Annotated in this window: 18 protein-coding genes and 1 riboswitch; of the genes, 3 read left to right on the top strand and 15 right to left on the bottom strand. The window is 60.6% G+C overall.

Annotated elements, in window-relative coordinates:
- Positions 1–15 precede the first annotated feature (15 nt).
- The 10 genes from ACFSKT_RS00330 to ACFSKT_RS00285 form a co-directional block, all read right to left on the bottom strand.
- A complete protein-coding gene (locus tag ACFSKT_RS00330) occupies positions 16–1,008 on the bottom strand; it encodes an NAD-dependent epimerase/dehydratase family protein (protein WP_377719813.1) in 993 nt (330 codons plus the stop codon).
- A gap of 215 nt (positions 1,009–1,223) precedes the next feature.
- A complete protein-coding gene (locus ACFSKT_RS00325; protein WP_377719812.1) occupies positions 1,224–1,517 on the bottom strand; it encodes a HesB/YadR/YfhF family protein in 294 nt (97 codons plus the stop codon).
- 39 nt (positions 1,518–1,556) lie between these two features.
- Positions 1,557–2,309 carry a M15 family metallopeptidase gene (locus ACFSKT_RS00320; protein ID WP_377719811.1) on the bottom strand — a complete coding sequence of 251 codons (753 nt, stop codon included), beginning with the start codon at positions 2,307–2,309 and terminating at the stop codon, positions 1,557–1,559.
- A 58-nt stretch (positions 2,310–2,367) separates the two neighbouring features.
- A complete protein-coding gene (locus tag ACFSKT_RS00315) occupies positions 2,368–2,679 on the bottom strand; it encodes a Dabb family protein (protein ID WP_377719810.1) in 312 nt (103 codons plus the stop codon).
- Positions 2,680–2,892: 213 nt separating this feature from the next.
- Entirely contained in the window at positions 2,893–3,912 is a 1,020-nt protein-coding gene (locus ACFSKT_RS00310) for an aromatic ring-hydroxylating dioxygenase subunit alpha (RefSeq protein ID WP_377719809.1), read from the bottom strand.
- 75 nt (positions 3,913–3,987) lie between these two features.
- On the bottom strand, positions 3,988–5,022 hold the full coding sequence (locus ACFSKT_RS00305) for a BMP family protein (RefSeq protein WP_377719808.1): 1,035 nt from the start codon (positions 5,020–5,022) through the stop codon (positions 3,988–3,990).
- Positions 5,023–5,049: 27 nt separating this feature from the next.
- Positions 5,050–6,597 (bottom strand): ABC transporter ATP-binding protein, encoded by a 1,548-nt coding sequence (locus tag ACFSKT_RS00300; RefSeq protein ID WP_377719807.1) that lies wholly within the window; start codon positions 6,595–6,597, stop codon positions 5,050–5,052.
- Positions 6,598–6,629: 32 nt separating this feature from the next.
- Entirely contained in the window at positions 6,630–7,568 is a 939-nt protein-coding gene (locus ACFSKT_RS00295) for an ABC transporter permease (protein WP_377719806.1), read from the bottom strand.
- Between the two features lie 15 nt (positions 7,569–7,583).
- Positions 7,584–8,705: an ABC transporter permease gene (locus tag ACFSKT_RS00290; protein WP_377719805.1), complete on the bottom strand. Its 1,122-nt coding sequence runs from the start codon at positions 8,703–8,705 to the stop codon at positions 7,584–7,586.
- Between the two features lie 23 nt (positions 8,706–8,728).
- Positions 8,729–10,111 carry an amidohydrolase family protein gene (locus tag ACFSKT_RS00285; protein WP_377719804.1) on the bottom strand — a complete coding sequence of 461 codons (1,383 nt, stop codon included), beginning with the start codon at positions 10,109–10,111 and terminating at the stop codon, positions 8,729–8,731.
- Positions 10,112–10,301: 190 nt separating this feature from the next.
- On the opposite strand from ACFSKT_RS00285, the gene ACFSKT_RS00280 reads away from it, so the two are divergent.
- On the top strand, positions 10,302–11,966 hold the full coding sequence (locus ACFSKT_RS00280) for a PucR family transcriptional regulator (protein WP_377719803.1): 1,665 nt from the start codon (positions 10,302–10,304) through the stop codon (positions 11,964–11,966).
- 121 nt (positions 11,967–12,087) lie between these two features.
- Here ACFSKT_RS00280 and ACFSKT_RS00275 read toward each other — a convergent pair whose 3' ends face one another.
- Positions 12,088–12,768: an NAD-dependent epimerase/dehydratase family protein gene (locus ACFSKT_RS00275; RefSeq protein ID WP_377719802.1), complete on the bottom strand. Its 681-nt coding sequence runs from the start codon at positions 12,766–12,768 to the stop codon at positions 12,088–12,090.
- A 202-nt stretch (positions 12,769–12,970) separates the two neighbouring features.
- On the opposite strand from ACFSKT_RS00275, the gene ACFSKT_RS00270 reads away from it, so the two are divergent.
- Positions 12,971–13,348: a winged helix-turn-helix transcriptional regulator gene (locus tag ACFSKT_RS00270; protein WP_377719801.1), complete on the top strand. Its 378-nt coding sequence runs from the start codon at positions 12,971–12,973 to the stop codon at positions 13,346–13,348.
- 190 nt (positions 13,349–13,538) lie between these two features.
- On the opposite strand, the gene ACFSKT_RS00265 is transcribed toward ACFSKT_RS00270, so the two are convergent.
- From ACFSKT_RS00265 to ACFSKT_RS00250, 4 genes are all read right to left on the bottom strand, one after another.
- Positions 13,539–14,021 (bottom strand): LURP-one-related family protein, encoded by a 483-nt coding sequence (locus tag ACFSKT_RS00265; RefSeq protein WP_377719800.1) that lies wholly within the window; start codon positions 14,019–14,021, stop codon positions 13,539–13,541.
- Positions 14,022–14,098: 77 nt separating this feature from the next.
- On the bottom strand, positions 14,099–15,046 hold the full coding sequence (locus tag ACFSKT_RS00260) for an ADP-ribosylglycohydrolase family protein (protein ID WP_377719799.1): 948 nt from the start codon (positions 15,044–15,046) through the stop codon (positions 14,099–14,101).
- Between the two features lie 115 nt (positions 15,047–15,161).
- Positions 15,162–15,749 (bottom strand): DJ-1/PfpI family protein, encoded by a 588-nt coding sequence (locus ACFSKT_RS00255; RefSeq protein ID WP_377719798.1) that lies wholly within the window; start codon positions 15,747–15,749, stop codon positions 15,162–15,164.
- A 54-nt stretch (positions 15,750–15,803) separates the two neighbouring features.
- Positions 15,804–15,883, bottom strand: a riboswitch (ZMP/ZTP riboswitch).
- 25 nt (positions 15,884–15,908) lie between these two features.
- Positions 15,909–16,787 carry a DMT family transporter gene (locus ACFSKT_RS00250; protein WP_377719797.1) on the bottom strand — a complete coding sequence of 293 codons (879 nt, stop codon included), beginning with the start codon at positions 16,785–16,787 and terminating at the stop codon, positions 15,909–15,911.
- 125 nt (positions 16,788–16,912) lie between these two features.
- Here ACFSKT_RS00250 and ACFSKT_RS00245 point away from each other — a divergent pair, with 125 nt between their 5' ends.
- Positions 16,913–17,782, top strand: a complete 870-nt coding sequence (locus ACFSKT_RS00245; RefSeq protein ID WP_377719796.1) for a LysR family transcriptional regulator — start codon at positions 16,913–16,915, stop codon at positions 17,780–17,782.
- Positions 17,783–17,784 lie beyond the last annotated feature (2 nt).

Below are 17,784 nucleotides of genomic sequence, written 5' to 3'. Positions count from 1 at the left end.
CGTCTAATACCGACATTACTTCCCGCCGTATAATTGACGCAGCAGATGCCGCTCCTTCTCGGCATCCAGACCCGCTTTCCAGCCTCCCTCCGGGCGAAGACGGCGACACCAATCAAGCGTGTCCGCAGTGGTATCGCTCAAAGGCCGAAAGGTCAACCCCGCCTCGACCGCGCGCTTCACGTTGACCGCCATAAAACCGGGCCAATTCATTTTCTCGGACACCCAGAGCGGCAGCTCCGTCCACTCCGCCGCGCCGTGCTTATGCAGGAATGCCTCCTCCGCCCAAATCGGATTCGACGCCGCAGCCCCGATGTGGCGGCAAGCTTGAACCAAGTCGCCCATCGTCGCCATGCCTGCCGGCTGCGTGGCATTGTACGTGCCATTGGCTTTCGCTTCCGCCATCCGCAGCGTCCATTCCGCCAAATCCCGCACGTCGATGAACTGGATGACGCGACCGGGCGAGCCTGGCACGAGCACGTCGCCGCCTTGGGCCAATCGCCACGGCCAGTATGTAAACCGGTCCGTCGGGTCGTCCGGCCCCACGATCAAGCCCGGCCGGATGACAAGCGCTCGTTCGCCGAACGCCGCGCGCACCTCGTCTTCGCAACGCGCCTTCAACGCGCCGTAATGAGCCGCCACGTTCTCGTCCGCCGGATCTTCAAGCGCAAGTAGAGGCGCATCCTCGGCGATGTCCAACACCGAAAAATCCGCATAGACCGAGACGGAGGATATGAACGTGTAATGGTCGGCGAGCTCTGCAAGCTGCCGCGCGGATTGACGGACGACGCGCGGCACGTAGCCGCTCGTATCGATAACCGCGTCCCACCGTCCGCCCTTGAGATGATCAAGTCCTCCATCGCGATCGCCGGTGATGTGTTCCGCATCCGGGAACAGCCCCGGATTCGTAAGACCGCGATGAAACAGCGTGACCCGATGCCCGCGGCGGAGCGCCGTCTCCGCGATATGCTTCCCCAGAAATTTCGTCCCTCCGAGCAGCAGTACATCCATTTCATTCCCTCCCTAAGCTTGTTACCTCTATAACGAATAAGTCCGTGCGGAAGATACGGGGGCCTGAGTCGGCCAGCGTATCGCGAGTCGCTCGTCCAAAGGATATCAAATCCGCTGCGCAAGGTTCGTCGATTCCTGTAGAGGCACCCTATTATCAGCCTCTAAACAGCAAATAGACGCGCAGCCCTCCGCTGCGCGTCTATTCGCCGTTCAACCTATTCTCCGTCCACGTGAATATAACTCATGTCCCGCTTCGCATCGAACAAAATCTGCAAGTCCCGGTTGTCCAAATACCACAGCTGGTCCTCCAGCATATAGAACTCGACGCCCGCCTCCACGGCCGACATCCGCGGCGCGTCGGACGGCTTCTTCACGATGCCGAGCGACAAGCCCGGCTGCACGCTGCCGCATCCGCCAAGATAGACGAAGATTTGCAGCTGCTCGCCGTCGTCTGCCGCCAGCTCTTCTTTGTACCAACGCGCGGCCGTTGGGTCCACGATGATTCTCATACTCGCACGCTTCCTCTCGTTCCTGTTGCTTGTTTGCTCTTATTGTACATCAAAATCGAAATACCGTTTCGGGAACGGCTCCTTCGACAGCGTATAATGCCACCATTCTTTGCTGTACGCCGTAAAACCGCGCCGCTCCATCGCCGCCTTCAGCATCGCCCGGTTCGCCCGCTGCGCCGCCGTCACGAGCTTGGACCCGTGCGCGGATAGGGGACCGAGCAGATCGAACGGGCTGCCCATATCGACTTCGCGCCCGGCGTACGTGTTCACGAGCGTCAAGTCGACCGTGCTGCCGCGCGAGTGTCCGGAGCGTTTGGCCAGATAGCCGTTGAACAGATCGGCCTTGTCCACGTCGGGATAGAAGACGGCTTTCATTTTCGTATCGTCCGAGTCTTTCGCCCACCGGATAAAATGCGCGACCGCCTTGCTCGGCCGATAAGCGTCGTAAATTTTCAGCATGTAGCCCTTCTTCGCCAGATCGGCGCTCACAAGCTTGAGCGCGCTCGCGGCCTCTTTCGTCATAATCGCCAGCGGCGCTTCGTAACCGTCGATCCGGGCGCCGACGAAATTATAATCGGTATAATAACGAATGTCGTACTGCGCCTTCGGGATGACCTCGTCCGCATAGACGAACCCGGCCGGCAGCTGTCGTTTCTTCTCGATGCCGTCAAGGTTATTGTACGTGCGCGTCGGGGACGCCACCATTGTCAGCGCACGTTCGTCCGAAGCTGCCGACGACTTGCCCGGCGACGCCGATAGCGCGCCCGTCAAACCTGCAGCCCCGAACAGCAATCCGAATGCCGCCAGGCCAGCGATAGCGCGCGATGGTCCCCGGGCTGCTCGTCCAACGTTAATCCCCATGGCGCGCCGGATAGTCGATGACGACGACGTCTTCGATAATGCCGTCCAGCATCGCGACAAAACGCTGATGCGCGGGATGCGGGCCATATTGACGCAGCGCTTCGCGGCTGTCGAACGTCACGCGAAGTCCAAGCGTGTAGCCCCGGATATTATCCGTCTCCTCCGTCTCGTTCGCCCCCGCCGTTAGCTCGACGATGCCGGGAATCTCGCCCTTCATGGCGTATAACGCGTCCAGCAGCTCCCGTTCCTTCGCCTCGCCGAGCGGCGCCTTGAATTTGAACGCGACTAGATGCTCGATCATAGTTATGCCTCCTCACCACGATTGTTCTTTATTCACAGTACCTTTTTCCAAAGCCCGACACAAGTCTGCGGTAGATTTGTCCCCGCATTGTCACATTCCTCGATTCGGCCGTCCTGCTAATCGTTTATACGCGCAGCTAATTTATTGTTGTTGATGAAGAAAAGCCGCTCTCCCTAAGAAGAACGGCTTGGAAAAAGTATCGGTCATGGCTCGTTACGTTGTCCCGATCCGCATGCCCATCCCGATAATCCAGCGGCGATACGCCACGGACAGACGGTCGGCCTTGTGGTTCAGCTCGGTCTGCAGATCAAGCGGCAGAAGCTCCGGCTTCTGCGTCTCGATAATCCATTTATCCTGCTCGAAGACGGTATCCTGAAAATCCATGAACTGCCGATCGTCTACGTCATGCGCGTAGTTGCGGGACACCGGCATATAGACGACGCACTTCTTCTCGGAGACCGGCAGCACCGTCAGCATGATCCACAGCGTCTGACCCGTGGCGGCATCGCGCTTGGACAACCGTCCGGCGAGCGGACGAAAAATTTCCTTCACGTACACGTACGTCGTACCCTCGCGGTGCTCCGACCCGGAATGCGCGACCGGCTGAAAGATCGGCACGTCGCCGGTATAGACGCGATCCTCTTCCTTGAATACTTCGAAATCCGGCAGCTCCGAATAATCCGGATGCCCGAGCAAACCGCCGTGCACGTACATGAGATGGGCGAAATCGGTGAAATTCTCGATAACGCGCGTGCCCGCCGCCTCCACCACGTACGGTCCGCATACGAGCGGCCGGTAAGCAGGATTCTCGAATTCCTCGAAATCCGGCAGCGGAGCCCGCGGTTCGCCAAGGCATACCCAGACGATGCCGTATTTCTCCTGGCAGTGGTACTTCGTCGCTTTGGCGCGGGGCGGAATGCGATCATCGGCCCCTTGCGCCGGAATACAGACGCATCGCCCCCCGTCGTCGTATTGCCAGCCATGGTACGGACAGACGAGCCGCTCGTTCTGCACCCAGCCTTTCGAGAGCATCGCGCCGCGGTGGATGCATAGATCGCGCAACGCATGAACCCCGCTGCGATTGCGGAAGATAGCGACCCGCTCCTCCAGGATCGTAACCGATACCGGCTTGTCGGTCACCTCGTGCGCCGCGCACGCCGGATGCCATTCGTTCTCCAATACCGAATCGCGCAAATGGGTTGGAGCGCTTGTTCCGATCGTCGTCTCGTTCATATTGCCGTCGCCTCCATTTGGTTATAGGGTGAATGAATCCTCGCTTCTATTGATTCGTCCGGGCGAACTCGCCGGCTATTCGTTCTTCATCGTTAGCGTACCGTCCTCGAGCGCCTTCACGGTCGCCGCGATCTTGTCCTTCACCTCTTGGGCCATCTTCGCGTCAAAGCCGTGATACGGCGCGAGGTAGACCGCGCCCTCCTTGACGCCGAGCGTCTGCGCTTCGGGCTTCATCGCCCCATCCATGATGCTCTTCACCACGACGGACATCGCCTTCGGATAATCCTGGATGACGCTCGTGACGACGGTGTCCGGCGCGTTCGGATTCTGATCCTGGTTCGAGCCGATGGCCAGCATGCCCTTCTGCTTGGCCGCCTCGATACCGCCCGAGCCGGCTTGGTTGGCGTTGGTCATGACGACGTCCGCGCCTTTCTCGATGAGCGAGATCGCCGTTTCTTTCGCTTTGGCGATGTCGTCATTAGATCCGGTCATCGTCGTGAGCACCTCGATGTCCGGCACCGCGGCCTTCGCGCCTTCCTCGAAGCCCTTCACCGAGTTGGTGATCGGGGGAATCTCCGTGCCTCCGATCGCCGCCACCGTGCCCGTCTCCGACATCAGCGCAGCGACCGTCCCCATGAGGTAGCCCTGCTCGCGGTTGTTGATGCTGATCGACGCAACATTCGGGCTTTGGCTGACGCTGGCGCTCGTCACGAGAAACCACGTATCCGGAAAATCTTTGGCGACGGCCATCATCGGATCCGCGAATTCAAAGCCATGGCCGATGATGACGTTATAGCCATCCGTCGCATAGCCGCGGATGAATTCGTTCATATCCGACTGCGTCACCTTCTCCGAATATTGCGTCTTCGCGCCGAGCTCGTCCTTGATCTTCATCAGACCGTTGTAAGCGATGGCGTTCCAGCCGCTGTCGTTCACCGGTCCCGGCGTCAACAGCGCGACCTTGAAGCCGCTCTCGCCCGCGCCGTTGTCCGAAGCGCCGCCCGCGGTTTCTTTTGCGTTCCCGCCGCAGGCGGAGAGCGCGACCGCCAGCATCATGAGCGCCGCAAGCCACAATCCCGATCTCATCGACTTGCTCGTCTTCTTCTTCATCCTGAATTCCCCCTGTAGTGTATTGGATTAAAGTCCGGCCATCCGCAGGCCGATCTGCTCGGCATCGGCGTGGCGCCGGTCAATAATGTCGAGCATGCGCCCCTTGTACATGACGGCGACCCGGTCCGACAGCGCCAGAATCTCTTCAAGCTCCGTCGAGATGAGCAATATGCCGCATCCGCGTTCGCGTTCTTCCAACAGACGGCGATGCACGTATTCGGCGGCGCCGACGTCCATCCCGCGCGTCGGCTGCATCGCCAGCAGAATATCCGGCCGAAGCATCAGCTCCCGGGCGAGTACGACCTTCTGCTGGTTCCCGCCCGACAGCTTGCCGGCGGGGTGATCGACGGCCGGCGTCCGGATATCGAACGCCTGCACCGCCCGCATCGCGGCATCGCGGATCGCCCTGCGGCTAAGCATCCGGTACCGGCTGAACGGTGACTGCCGGTATTGCTTGGCGATCAAATTCTCGCCGATGCTCATCGGCAGCATCAAGCCTTCGCGATGACGATCTTCCGGAATATAGCCGACCCCGCTTGCGATCATGGCGATCGGACTCGGCTGTTCGATTGACCGTCCGCGGACGGTGATCGAGCCGGCATGCTTCGTGCCAAGACCCATCAGCGCCTCGCACAGCTCCCGCTGGCCATTGCCGTCCACCCCTGCAATCCCGAGAATCTCGCCTTCCCGCAGGTCGAACGTCACGTCGCGGATGACCTGTATGCCGCCGTGCCAAGCGGACAGATTGGCAGTCTCCAGCAGCTTCGCCCCGTCCCCCGGCGGCTGGCGCACAGCCGGCGGTTGAATATCCCGCCCGACCATCAGCCTCGCCAATTCCGACGGGCTCGTGCCCTCCATCGGCATGGAGGCGATATGCTTGCCCAGCCGCAGCACCGTGACCCGGTCGCAGATCGCCTTCACTTCCTGCAGCTTGTGACTGATGAAGACGATCGTCTTCCCCTGCTCCCGGAGCGCGCGGAGCACGCGGAACAGATCCTGCACCTCGGGCGGCGTCAGCACCGCCGTCGGTTCGTCCATAATGATGAAATCCGCGCCGCGGTACAGCGTCTTCATGATCTCGACCCGCTGCTGCTGGCCAACGGACAGGTCGGCGACTCGCTTACGGGGATCGACGTCAAGGCCAAAGCTCGCCGACAGCCGCTCGATCTCCGCGCAGGCAGCGGACAGCCGAAACCAAGGGGAACGCTGTTTGATGCCGAGCACGACGTTCTCGGCCACGGTCAATGCGGGGACCAGCATGAAATGCTGGTGGACCATGCCGATGCCGATCTCCATCGCCGAGCGCGGCGACGTGAACGATACCTGGCTCCCGTTGTAGTAGATCTCTCCTTCATCCGGCGCGAGCAATCCGGACAGCATATTCATCAGCGTGCTCTTGCCGGCGCCGTTCTCGCCGAGAATGGCATGAATCTCGCCTTTGCGAATGGTCAGATTCAAGCCGTCGTTGGCGATGAAGGAGCCGAACCGCTTCACGAGCCCGCGCGTCTCCATGATGGGCACATTCGCCTTCGTCGTGCCGGACGCACCGTCAGTCGCATTGATGGCCTTCTCCATACGATTGAACCGCCTCCTCTCTCCCGCGTCGTTTATGCGTTTCGGTTCGCCGCGCTTTTATACGGAATCCCCGTTGCCGCGGGCTGCCTCGACTTACCCGAGAACCAAGCAAGCGCGAGCATCGTGAGCAAATACGGAAACATGAGCATGAACTGATACGGAATCTCGATGCCAAGCGACTGGAAACGCATCTGAAGCGCATCCGCTCCGCCGAACAGCAGCGACCCGACCAGCGTGCCGGACGGCGTCCATCTGCCGAAGATGACTGCGGATAGCGCGATGAAGCCGCGCCCGGCCGCCATATTCTCCGTGAATTGGTTCAAAATGCCGAGCGACAGCGCGCTCCCGGCGAACCCGGCCAGCATCCCGCCGATCGAGCAGCAGGCATAGCGGACGCGGTGCACCTTCACGCCGAGCGTATCCGCGGCGAGCGGGTTCTCTCCGACCGACCGCACCTGCAATCCCCATGGCGTCCGATACAGGAGGAAGCCGGCTAGCGGGATAAGCAGGAAGGCGCCGTACGTGATCGCGTTCTGCTCGAATAGCACCGGACCTATCCAAGGCAGATCGACGAGCAGCGGAATGCGTACGACGGGGAAGCCGCTCACCTGCACCGCTTCAGTCCCCATCCCGAGCAGACTGCGTCCGAAGACGGTCGTGAGCCCGAGGCCGAGCAAATTCATGGCCGTGCCGATAATGACCTGATCGGCGCCCGTCGTGATGACCAGAAAGCCGAACAGCAGACCGAACAGGCTGCAGACGATCGCGGCGGTCGCCAGCCCCATCCAGACGCTGCCGCTATAGAACGCGCCGAGCACCCCCGCAAGCGATCCGATCAGCATCATCCCTTCCATCCCGATGTTCAAGATGCCGCTGCGCGACATGAACAGAATACCGAGGGCCGCCAGCAGCAGCGGGACCGACAGCCGGATCGCCGCCGCCGCGTAACTGATCCACATCTCTTCTCCCATACGTCTTCGCGCCTCCTATTCGGTCAGATTGAGCCGCGCGTTCGCGCCGGCCGCGCCCGTCTTGCGAAGCCCGCGCGTCAGCCTCGCGACCAGCGCCTTCTTATAGCCGCCCAACCAGTACCGGTTGCACAGCATCATCATGATCATGATCGCCTGAATGACGTAGACGAGCGACGTGGACGCCCCGGTGACCCGCTGCATCGCGTTCGCGCCGCTGCGCATGCCGCCGAAGAGCAGCGCCGACCCGATGTTGCCGATCGGATGCGCGCCGCCGAGCAGCGCGACCGCGATCCCGTCGTAACCGAAGCCCGGCGAGAAGTTCTGCATCAGCCGGTGCTGAATGCCCGCGATTTCCACATAGCCGCCCAAGCCGGCAAGACCGCCGCTCACCATCATCACGAGCAGCATATTGCGCTTGACCGGGAAGCCCATCACCTCCGCGGCTCTGCGGTTCAAGCCGGCCGAGCGAATCTCGTAGCCCCAGGTCGTCCGGTTCAGGAGCCAATAGAGCACGATCGCCGTCGCGATCGCAAGGAAAAATCCGTAATGCAGCCTCGAGCCGAACAGCTGCGGGAGAATCGCGCTTGCCGGCAGCGCCGCCGATTGCGGGAGGCTCCCGCCGGCTTCCTTCAGCGGGCTGGTCACGACGTAGCTAATGAGATATATCGCCGCATAGTTGAGCATGATCGTATTGATGATTTCGCTGGCGCCCCGTCCGACTTTCAGCGCGCCCACGATGCCGCCCCACAAGGCGCCCCCGATAAATCCGCACAGCAGCGCGAGCGGGAGATGGACGAGCATCGGCAGCGGCGGCAGCAGCAGCGCGGCCATCGCCCCTGTCATGGCGCCGAGATACAGCTGGCCCTCCGCTCCGATATTGAACAGCCCGCAGCGATAAGCGAAGCTGTAGCTGAGCCCGGTGAAGAGCAGCGGCGTCGCCTTCACGAGCGTCTCCTTGATGCTGCCGGCGCTGCCCGCCGCGCCCTGCCAGATCAACTGATAGGCCTGCCAAGGCGAGACGCCGGCCGCGGCCATGATCAGCGCGCCGGCAAGCAGGGCGAGCGCGATCGTCAGCGCGAAGAACAACGCCTCGACCGTCCAGGCGACCGCCTTGGCGGAAGCTTCTTTGTTCACCATTCCCGTTCCCCCTTCAGCGGCGATTAGTCCCTCGAGCCGAATACGGCGTAGGCGCTAGACAGCTTCTCGCGCAGCTCGTCGACCCGGCGCTGGGCACGCCGGATAATTTCCTCCTCGTCGACCCACGTGCAGCGGCCGTTCTCGACGACCAGGCTCCCGTTCACGAGGACGGCGTGCACGTCATTGCCATTCGCGTTGTACACCAGCGCGGATGAATAACGATGGACCGGCGCGATGTGCGCTTTCTGCAGATTCACGATGGCAAGATCGGCTTTCATGCCCGGCGCGAGCGACCCGAGCTCCGCCTCTCGCCCCAGCGCTCGGGCACCGCCGCGCGTGCCCATCTCCAGCACTTCCATGGCGGGCAGCAGCGTGGAATCGAGATGCTCGACCTTGTGCAGGCAGGCGGCGAACTTAAGCACCTCCAGATTATCCTGGCAATTGTTGCTGCCCGGACCGTCCGTGCCCAGCGCGACGTTAATGCCTCGCTTCAGCATCTCCGGCACGCGGGCGACGCCCGAAGCGAGATACATGTTGGAGACGGGACAATGGATGACGGAAGCGCCGCTCTTGGCGAGCAGTTCGAGCTCGTCGTCGTTCAGCCAGATGCCGTGCACCACCTGCGTGCGAGGACCCAGCATGCCTACCGCCTCCACCAGCTCCAAATTGCGCAGCCCGAACCGGCTGAGCGTGTTCTCGATCTGGTCGCTCGTCTCCGCCACGTGAATGTGGGTGATGAGCCCGCGGTCCTCGCTGAAGCGGGCCGCCTTCTCCAAGAAGCCCCGCGAGCAGCCGTACAGATTGAGCGGCCCCATCGCGATCTCGATGCGACCGGACGCCTCGCCGCTCCAGCGGTCCAGCAGCGCGTCGGTACGGGAGAAGATATCCGCCTCCGCTTCCTTCAGCCGGGGCTCGTAGCTAAGATCGACCCCGCCTCTGGCCAAGTAGCCGCGGATGCCCGTCTCCGCCATCGCCCGCAGCACGCCTTCCGTGTTCGCCTCGTCGGTATGGACGTAATGATGGTCCATGATCGTCGTCGCGCCGGACTTCAGATTCTCGATGCAGCCGATCAGCGCGGCGAGATGGAAATCCTCCGGCTCCATCGCCAGCGACCCCGGCCATATGACCTGGCGCAGCCAATCCGAGAGCTTGTAATCGTCCGATACGCCGCGCAGGAACGTCTGGAACAGATGCGTGTGCCCGTTGACAAGCCCCGGAATGACGGCCATGCCTTTCGCGTCGATCGTCCGTTCGGCGCCGGAACGCCATCCGTCCAACCGTTCGTCCGACATGCCGCCTACACCGATGATGCGGTCCTGCTCGATGTACACATAACCGGGGTCATAGACCTTTCGTTCTTCGTTCATCGTCAGAACGGCTCCGTTCACAATCAGAATACGGCTCATTGCGATCGCCTCTTTTATGTAAGATAAGTTGACATTATTTCGATTTCCCTCATCATATAGGATTGATTATCGTCCTGTCATTGGCTATAGTAGACTAAAATCGGTTTGTTTTTCAGCCATATTAGCTAATCTCCATGACCATTATGCTACATTACCTAACATGACGAATTGCATGAGGGGGGCGAATTTCATGTTGTTGTCTGATTTGCTGGAAATCCCCATGTTGAAGAGTACCCGCGTCGTCGCGGGCGGCGGGGATCTGCACCGCGCCGTCCTGTCCGTCAATATGATGGATTCCCCGGATATCTTCGACTATCTCAAGCCGCACGAACTGCTGCTGACGACCGCCTACGCGATTAAGGACCAGCCGGATATTCTGATTAAGCTGGTGCAGGAGATGGCCGCGCTCGGCTGCGCGGGGCTTGGGATCAAGACGAAGCGGTATTTGGACGAAATTCCGGCCGAGGCGAAAGCCGAAGCCGATCGGCTTCATTTTCCGCTCCTGGAGCTGTCGCTGGACTGCTCGCTCGCCGAGGCGCTGCATCAGATGCTGAGCCGGATTTTGGAATATCGGACGGAGGAGATGCGCTGCGCGCTGGAGCGGCACCGCAAATTTTCGGACATTATCTTGGAGGGTAAAGGGCTGCAGGATATGATCGATGTTCTCGCAGAGCTGCTTGGCGCGCCGGTGCTGCTCGTCTCGGCCAATTCGGAGGCGATCGCGCAATCGAAGCATTTTCAACAAGCAGCGTATACGCGCGCGTCAGCTGAACTGCAATCTCGCCTGCCATCGCTCGCGCCAGGCTCGAAAGCCGTCGTCATCGACCTCCCCTACACGGCTTCGCGGTGGGTCTGTCACCCGATCGTTACCGATCAGCCGCATGGCTGCCTGCTTACGCTCGGCGGCCTAGAGCATGACGAATCGGATGCGCTGGCCTCGCTCACGGCGGAGCAGGCGGTGAACGTCATCAGCTTCGAGCTCATGAAGCGCCAAGCGGTCAAAGAGCGGTCGCGCCGGTATAAGTACGACTTCTTCGCCGACGTGGTGGACGGCCGAATCGCTTCCGAGCAGGAAATGCTGCATCGCGGAGGCAAATATGGCTTCAAGGGGGATTGCGCTCATCTCTGCATCAGCATTGCGCCGGACCCGCCGCAGTCCGGCGATGCCCCCAAGACGGGGAACGTCGATAAGGAGCGGCTGTATGAACTGGTGAAACGCGAGGCGAAGTCGGAAGGACTTACCTTCGTTCTATTCGTCAAGCATGACGGTCTGGTCATGCTCCTCCCTTCGGCGGAAGGACCGCGGCAAGATCCGCTGGAGGCAGAATACGAATTATCCGGGCGGCTGAAGCGAATCGGGAATGAGGTCTTCGCCAGAGGCGGGGTATCGATCTCGTTCGGCATCGGCAACGCGGCCGACACGGCGCTCATGCTGCCGCGGGCTTACCAGGAATCGGTCGAGGCGCTGAACGCCGGCAGGCGCGGCCACATGCGCCGATTCGTCCAATTTTACCGCGTGAAGGAGTTGAACGATCTGCTCCGCATGCTGCCGCAAGCCGATATTGCGGAGTTCGTGCTCGATACGTTTCGCCGCTTGAACCAGTTGGAGGAGAAAGAGCGGCTCGAGCTGCTTCGAACGCTGCGGGCGTATTTCGATAACCATTGCAATATCGCGGATACGGCGAAGCAGCTGTTCGTTCACCGCAACACCGTTATTTACCGGCTGGACAAATGCGAGCAGCTAACCGGGCGATCACTGCGTTCGGTGACCGACAGTCTGCGCTTCCGGGTTGCCTTCCAAATGGATGACGTGATGAACGCCTCGCATCCCCAGGCTGCTCGAAGGCACGTATAGGCCGTAAATGCGCGCAATGAAAGAAAGGGACGTCCCCGAGCCGATGAACTCGGCAGGACATCCCTATTCGCTCTTGCTTATGCCGTGCATCCGTCCCAAAGCGGCTGCCGGATATCCCGCATCATTCATCCAAGCGCTTTCCGTCCGCTGACTTCGCCAGCCGCCGAATATCCTTTACCTCGAGAATCGATTTGTCGTACCCGTCCTTCGCGGCGCGGATCATGGCGAGCGCAAGCTCCCTCAGCGTCCCGACGCCTTGCGGAAGCACGATTCGCAGCAGCGGATACAGCCAGCCGATATAGCGATAATAGCGATGGGCGTTGTTTAATCCTTTAATCGGATGCAGATAACCCGGCCGGAACATGTACGCGCTGCGAAACGGCAAGCGAAGCAGCGCGTTCTCGGTCCGCCCTTTCACCCGTGCCCACATGCTCCTGCCGATCTCGGTCGAATCCGTTCCCGCGCCGGATACATAGCAGAACGTCATCGCCGGGTTGCGTTCGGCGAGCAGCTTCGCGGCATCGATCGTCAACCGGTAGGTCAGCCGTTCATACTCCGCTTCGCTCTTGCCCACCGAAGAGATGCCGAGGCAGAAGAAGCACGCATCATAGGCCTGCAGCCGATCCGCGATCGGGCTCCAGTCTTCCAAATCGTCATGCACGATCTCGATCAGCTTCGAATGCCGCACGCCGCAGGGACGCCGTCCTACCGACAGCACCTCCCGAACGTCCGGATGACGCAAGCATTCGTGCAAGACGCCTTCGCCCACCATGCCCGTAGCGCCCGTAAGGATCACTTTCATTACGCTCCGCCCCCTGCTTTCCTTTTTAACCATTGTATCCCCATAGCGGCCGCACTAGCAAAATACGCACAGACCCGGAAACAGCTGCCAGCCCTGAATCGCTTGACGAATTGGGCGGCAAGTGCAAAAATAACAAACAGTACATGAGGCGCGAACGCGCGCGTTCCCGCAAGGAACGCCGAAGGCAAGAGGAGGTGCGGTCATGATAAAATACAACATTCCGGTCGAAGCGTCGCTGGAGGTGATCGGCGGCAAGTGGAAGGTCGTTATATTGTGCTACCTGACCAAAGGGACTCGGCGCACGGGCGAGCTGAAGCGGCTCATGCCCGGCATTACCCAGAAAATGCTGACTCAACAGCTGCGGGAGCTGGAGGATGACGGCGTCATTACCCGCGAAATCTATAATCAGGTTCCGCCTAAGGTTGAATATTCGCTGACTCCGTACGGATGGTCGCTCAAGCCGATCCTGGACGCGCTGTGCGCGTGGGGCGAACACCACATCGAGAAGAATTATCCGGACAAATCGGCCGTGCTGCTCGATACCGAGGAGTTGGAGAAGCAGTTGAGCCTGCAAGTCTAAGGCGAGCTAGCGAGTCCGACACACATATAAAGCCTGGTTGCCGGCGCCAATAAGCGCGAGCAGCCAGGCTTTATTTTACGACAAGAGCAATAGGATTCACGCCTATTCGTCATCTTGTATTTGCGCGTGCGCAAGGCGACTAGAGGGCCGCCGCGAAGGTCTTGCCGCCCGGCTGCCACCCGCTCCACATTCAGCTTCGCTGCCGCTTCTGGATCTCGTTCAAGCCGAGAATTACGGCCACCCATTCGAAGGCATCCACGGCGGTCATCTCGCAGCTCAGCCGGTAGGCCGACGAAGAAAACCAGCCGCTCACTTTCTCGAACGTCGCCGCCAGCTGCCCTTGTCCGTCGCGAATCTCATACTCGCTGGAGAAGGCTCCCGCCTCGATATCGAAGATGCCTCTGCCGTACGCCTCGTATTCGAATTTCTTCGAGAGGAACGACATGCGCCCGCGCAGCCTGCCGCGCTCCGCGCCATCGGCGCCCGTGATGGTCCACTTGCCCGAGAAGAACGGAAACCCGCCGCTGTAGAGCGAGCCCCCCGCGCCGTCAAACACCTCCAGCGACGAACCGAACGTACTCCGCAAATCGACTTCGCCCACCTGATCCTGATTCGCATTCATAATGGCGGTCGTACCGGAATTGAAGACATTGTCTCGAAAGTACAGCTCCATGGAACACGCGCCTCCCATCTCTTCGCCTTCTCGTGGCGCCTCCCGTCGGCCGCACAGCATGGCCCAAGGCGGATGAATTAGTCGGCTTGACCGGCCGCTCCGCACGCCGCCTCGAAACGAACGCACAGCGCTTCGATATCGGCGAGCCGCGCAAGTCCCGCTACCCAATGCGACGGTATTGACGCGGCGCCGTAGATGATGCCGGCCAGACCGCCCGCAACCGCGCCCGTCGTGTCCGTATCGTCGCCTAGGTTAATCGCCTCCAGCACCGCTTCCTCGTAAGACGATGCATGCAGCAGACACCATAGAGCGGCTTCCAGCGTATGCACGACATACCCGCCAGATTGGATGTCCTCGCGCGCGATGTCCTGGAGCCCCCCTTGCAGGATGCGATCGTATCGACGAAGCTCGGGATTCTCGCCGTAAGCGGCGTTGACGGTCTCGACGGCCCCTGCAATCGCATCGTGCAGCGCCATCCCGTCCAATAGACCGATCGCGATCTCCACGTAAAGGGAACACCCGATTACAGATACGTCATGTCCGTGCGTGATCGACGATACCTGCCGAATTACCGTCATTCGCTCTTCCATCTCGGCACCTTGCAGCACATAAGCAAGCGGCAATATCCGCATGAGCGATCCGTTGCCGTTGCTGCTCTCGCTGCGTCCGCCCGCCAGATCGGGGCGAATCAGCTCATCGTTCAGCCTTTCGATCGCCCGGGCCGTGGCAATGCCGACATCGAATACGCGGCCGTGCGGCGTCCAGCGTAATTTATACAACCAGCCGGTAAAATTGTCCGCAACGTCGTACAAATCGACGCCGCCGCAATCGGCCACGCTCTGCATCAGCGCGAACGTCAGCGAGCTATCGTCCGACCACGTCCCCGCCGGCTGATTGTGGGATCCGTATCCGATCATGTCCGTAAGCGGCGATTCCTCCAGTTCCTTGCGGGATCTGAACTCGACGGGTACGCCGAGCGCGTCGCCGACGCATAACCCTAGAATTCCGTCTCTAACTTTACTCATCCTCATGCTCCCTTTTTAAATGGATGTCCGCCGTCTTAAATACGATTCTCGTCTCGTTCGCCATTCGCTCGCCCCATGAATGACGTCCGCCATAGCTCCGGTCATCCGACCTCTGTTAGGACCTTGGTCCATCTTCCTTAAAGCGATAATACGGATAATCCATCATGCGTCCGACTTCCCTCGCCGCCGCGGTGCCATACAGCGACTCCGCGACGAACAAGCCCAGATCGATCGAAGCCGATACGCCGCCGCCCGTGAAGACATGACCGTCCCGCACATACCGTTCACGCACGACCTCTCCGCAATAAGGCGCGAGCAGCTCGTATGCCGACTTGTTCGTCGTCGCCCTTTTGCCGCTCAGCCAGCCCGCCGCTCCTATGAGCAGCGCTCCGGTGCAGACGGACACTTTCCACGGAACGCCATCCGCGGTGCGCAGCCAAGCGAGGAACGTCTCGTCATGGCGCAGCTGCCTGGTCGCCATACCGCCCGGCACGAAGACCAGGTCGAAGTCCGACAGATCCTCCGCCACGGCGGACGCCTGCATCGCAAGCCCCCGGTCGTCCACGATCCGTTCGGTCAACGCGCAGAATCGCCATGACACGCCTCCCGTCCCCGGCACCCGGTTCAGCTGCGTCATGGCGTCGAAGAATCCCGAGAAATCCAGCGTCGTCATGCCGTCAAACAATACAAAAGCCATTTTCATCCGTATCTATCCGCCCTCCGTAGAAAATAAAAAAGCATTTGACCGCAAGATCAAATACTTCGCCCAGGCGTACGGCTGATAAGCGGCATGCTCCCCCATGGTTCTCCATGTTTACGCCAGTCGCATGCGCCTTTGATTTCCTTCAGTGTACACCCATATTCAGGTAACGGCAACCGATTTTTCCATGCGCCGAGTCCCTTCCCAATTGACGAGAAAAATGCCCGCGCCGGTACATATGCCCCCGACAGCCGCATGCCAGGTCAGCGGTTCGCCGAGCAGCAGCCAGCTGCTCAACACGCCGAAGAGCGGGACCAGAAACAAAAATGCGCTCGTCTTCGCCGGATCGCCCGTCTGGAGCAGCCGAAACCAGAGGGTCAGCTGAAGGATGGAACAGAAGACGACCAGGCACGCGACGATAGCCACGGAACGGCCGGATAACGCGAACGTCATCCGTTCGGTGAACAAGCTTAAGAGCAGCAGGCCGATCCCGCCGAGCAGCATTTGGTACGCCACGAGCACGTAGACGTTGAAGCGGCCGCCCCAACGTTTGATCAGCAGCGTCGAGCATGCGAACAGCAGTCCGCCGCATAGGCCGACCGCCGTCCCGGGACCAAAGCCGAGCCGGGCCCCGAAAGCAATCGCCACACCGGTAAAGCCGACCATGACGCCGAACCATTGGCGCGGCCGGTAACGCGCGCCGTAGAGCAGCGTCCCGAGCACGATAACGAAGAGCGGGTTCGTGAATGTCAAGATCGAAGATTCGGCGGCGCTAATCCAATGCATGCTATAGTAAGCGCAGCCCATCACCGCACATGTCTGCAAGAAGCCGATCGCAGCCACTCGCAGCCACTCGATGCCTCTTGGCAAGGGTGCCCGCCCAACCATGCCGATGGCAAGCATACCGCCGGCCAGCATGTACCGAACGCCCATCAGCAGGAACGGCGGCGCATAGTCCAGCCCCATCTTCCCGATCGGGAACGCGATGCCCATCAAGAACGTCGTCATCAAAACCAGCAACGTGTAATTCAGTCGCATCATACGCAAAACCTCCAGGTTGTCGTCGTGGTCTCATTGTATCGGAGGCTTGCATTTCTGTATAATGAAGGGTAACGATAACAGCCATCATTCGCAGTGATACCTGAATAAGTAAGGAGGGCTCTGCCATGGAAAGCGGCGATTTGCGCATCTTTCAGGCCGTAGCACGCGAAGGCTCCGTCACGAAGGCCGCTCGGACGCTCGGCTATGTCCAGTCCAATATTACCGCGCGCATCCGCCATCTGGAGATCGAACTGGGCACCACGTTGTTCACCCGGCACAACCGGGGCATGGACTTGTCGGGCAGCGGCAAGCTGCTGCTGCAATACGCCGATAAGATCGTCGGTCTCCTGGATGAAGCCGCGCTCGCGTTGTCCGCATCCGATGAACCCGGCGGCTCGCTGCGGATCGGGTCGACGCAGACCGCCGCCGCGGTCAGACTCCCGAGTCTACTAACCGCTTACTATGGCCGCTATCCGAGCGTATCGCTGTCCATCGCGACCGGTCATACCCAATTCCTCATCGATCAAGTGCTTCGTTACGAGCTGGACGGCGCGTTCATCGGCAGCGGCGTCGATCATCCGGAGCTTGCAGGCATGCCGACGTTCGAAGAGGAGCTCGTCGTCGTCACGCCACCGTCCATGCCCGATCTGGAAGCGGCGCTCGCCAGGCCGATCCTTGTCTTTACCGCCGGTTGCTCCTATCGCGACGTGCTTCAAGCTTGGGTCAGATCAAAGGGACTCGCGAACCCGGTTACGATGGAATTCGGCACGCTGGACGCTATACTAGGCGGCGTCACCGCAGGACTTGGCATCTCGCTCATGCCTCTTGCCGTCATCCGCAAGCAGATCGAAGAAGGGACGCTTCGCGCCTATCCGTTGCCGGAACTGTACGGCCGCATGACGACCCACTTTATTACGCGCAAGGATTCGTTCGTCAGCAGCGCGCTGCGTGAATTCATCGCCATGCTCCCCGGGAGCCCTACGGCCGCGCGTTAGAG

The organism is Paenibacillus xanthanilyticus, from assembly GCF_042682185.1.
Lineage (GTDB): Bacteria > Bacillota > Bacilli > Paenibacillales > Paenibacillaceae > Paenibacillus_Z > Paenibacillus_Z xanthanilyticus.
The sequence above is the reverse complement of the archived record's forward strand: the minus strand, read 5'-3'. Positions and strand labels throughout refer to the sequence as shown.